Origin of the sequence: Fibrobacter sp. UWH1 (assembly GCF_002210365.1) — a bacterium.
Classification (GTDB): Bacteria; Fibrobacterota; Fibrobacteria; order Fibrobacterales; family Fibrobacteraceae; genus Fibrobacter.
The window spans coordinates 1-2,013 of record NZ_MWQG01000088.1 but is presented as its reverse complement, the minus strand read 5'-3'; the positions used below and the strand labels follow the sequence as shown (position 1 = coordinate 2,013).

4 protein-coding genes are annotated in these 2,013 nt (G+C 46.6%); all 4 read left to right on the top strand.

The window, feature by feature from the left end; all coding sequences use genetic code 11:
- Positions 1-376 precede the first annotated feature (376 nt).
- The gene (locus B7992_RS16885; protein ID WP_175549664.1) at positions 377-535 is read left to right on the top strand and encodes a hypothetical protein; all 159 of its coding nucleotides are present in this window, start codon (positions 377-379) and stop codon (positions 533-535) included.
- 79 nt (positions 536-614) lie between these two features.
- Positions 615-1,037: a GNAT family N-acetyltransferase gene (locus tag B7992_RS16170; RefSeq protein ID WP_088666818.1), complete on the top strand. Its 423-nt coding sequence runs from the start codon at positions 615-617 to the stop codon at positions 1,035-1,037.
- 379 nt (positions 1,038-1,416) lie between these two features.
- Positions 1,417-1,647, top strand: coding sequence for a hypothetical protein (locus B7992_RS16160; RefSeq protein ID WP_088666816.1), 231 nt, complete (start codon positions 1,417-1,419; stop codon positions 1,645-1,647).
- Between the two features lie 36 nt (positions 1,648-1,683).
- Entirely contained in the window at positions 1,684-1,956 is a 273-nt protein-coding gene (locus tag B7992_RS17500; protein ID WP_088666815.1) for a PIN domain-containing protein, read from the top strand.
- Positions 1,957-2,013 lie beyond the last annotated feature (57 nt).

The window sequence follows — 2,013 nt, the reverse complement described above, 5'->3', positions numbered from 1 at the left end:
GAATATATTCCCCATAAATTTAGTTTTTCTAAAACATCGTTCCCCTGAAAATAAATTTTATTAATCAGAATTTGCCTAGTTTCCCATACGCCTCACCCCGAGGCATATAGAACATCTTGCATCCTGCATTCGCGTTAGGGATGGAAGCCGGCCACGGTTCGGACTCGCGCGGCGCTTGATTTGTGATGTTGCCTGGAGCGCGAGGCTGAACGGACGGGGAGCGGAGCGAGCCGATAACGCGACAGCCCGACCCCGGCGGCGGTTCTGTTGTGCGTGTCCCGGGAGCCGGGGGAACGCCCAAAAAAATCAGTTGAAACGGACAAGCCCTTTGACAATGCCTCCTTAAAATCCTATATTATGGATGAGGTAAAATTTTATGGCAAGACCGATCAAAGAAACTCCGACTCTCTATGGTGAGGATGCTCGCGTTTTCGAACAGAAAATTGCGAATCCGAAGCCCGTGACGAAGGAAGACGTTCTGGCTGCACGGAACGCCTACGATAAGTTCATGTCCATCGCAAAGTTTCCGTTTTAATAATGGATATTTCCTCATTTGACCTTTTTCCCCTGGATGCTTTCTGTTCGATGATGCAAAGAATTATCTTGCTGATTTAATGGCAGTCACTTATCTTCTGGTGGATCGTCAAACTCAAAAGACAGTCGCTTATTTCACTCTACTGAACGACAAAGTCTCCTATGATCCAGAAGAACGCTCCTTGTGGAACAGAATCAACAGAAGAATTTCAAACAATAAGCGACGCAAGACATATCCATCTGTAAAAATTGGCCGTCTTGCTGTTTCCATGGACTACGAACATCAAGGTATCGGCCGAGCCATTTTGAATTTTGTCAAACATGCGTTTACCAATGGGAACCGCACGGGATGCCGGTTCATTACAGTCGATGCGTATGCCGCCGCAACTGGTTTTTACATCAAGAATAGTTTCGACTTCTTTACCCAAAAAGACCGCAAGGATGCAACGCGTCTGATGTTCTTTGATTTGAAGCCATTCAAAGATGCGCAGAAAAAAAATTAGTTTTCCTGCATTTTTGCGTTAGGGATGGAAGTGGCGAAGCCATTCGGACTCGCGCGGCGTTTGATTTGCGCTGTCTCATGGAGCGCGAGGCTGAACGGACACGGCAGGGACGCTTCGGCGAAGCTCGGCGACCTTGCCGTGATAACGCGACAGCCCGACCCCGGCGGCGGTTCTGTTGCGCATGTCCCGGGAGCCGGGGGAACGCCCAAAAATGGAGACGCGTGGGAGTGCGCTTGCGCCACGCCTGAAAGTCACAAATTCTAGGTGTTTTTGGGGTGTCTGAATAAAGCGCTGTTGACTTTGGGGGAATAAATTGGTATAATTAGCCAAGGGGGGCAATAATAAAATTGTATATTAAGAGCGTTGTCATGGAGGCCTTATGCCAGAAGTTATGTCTGTTTACGAGTCCTTGCCTTTAGCAGCAAAACAAGAAATAAATGATTTCATTTATTTTGTTGCAGCTCGTGTAAAATTCGCAGAAAAAGAAGCGACCTCCTCAAAGAAAATGGATGCCTTCAAGGGTTTGCTAAAGTTCAAAGGTTGCATTCCCCAGACATTCGACGCCGATGCCGAACTTGAAAACGCCAGAATGGAAAAGTACGGCAAATAAATCCAGGGTTTGGTAGCAGCACATTCCATTCCAAACATGTTCTTCATCCTACGAAAATTCTGCAGTGAAGAACAAAGGCGAAACTTGCTACTGTTCATCGTTAATCTGCTTCAAGTTGTACCGATTGACTCACGGAAAATTGAAGCGGCCCTGACAAACTCGAAATTCAAGGATTTTGAAGATTGTCTGCAAGACGAATGCGCTGCAGAAATAAATGCAGATTTCATTATCACACGAAATATCGATGATTTTGCAAACAGCAAGATCAAACCCATTTTGCCCGGCGATTTCCTGAAAACGCCCCTCTGAAAATTTTTGCGTTAGGGATGGAAGTGGCGAAGCCATTCGGACTCGCGCGGCGTTTGA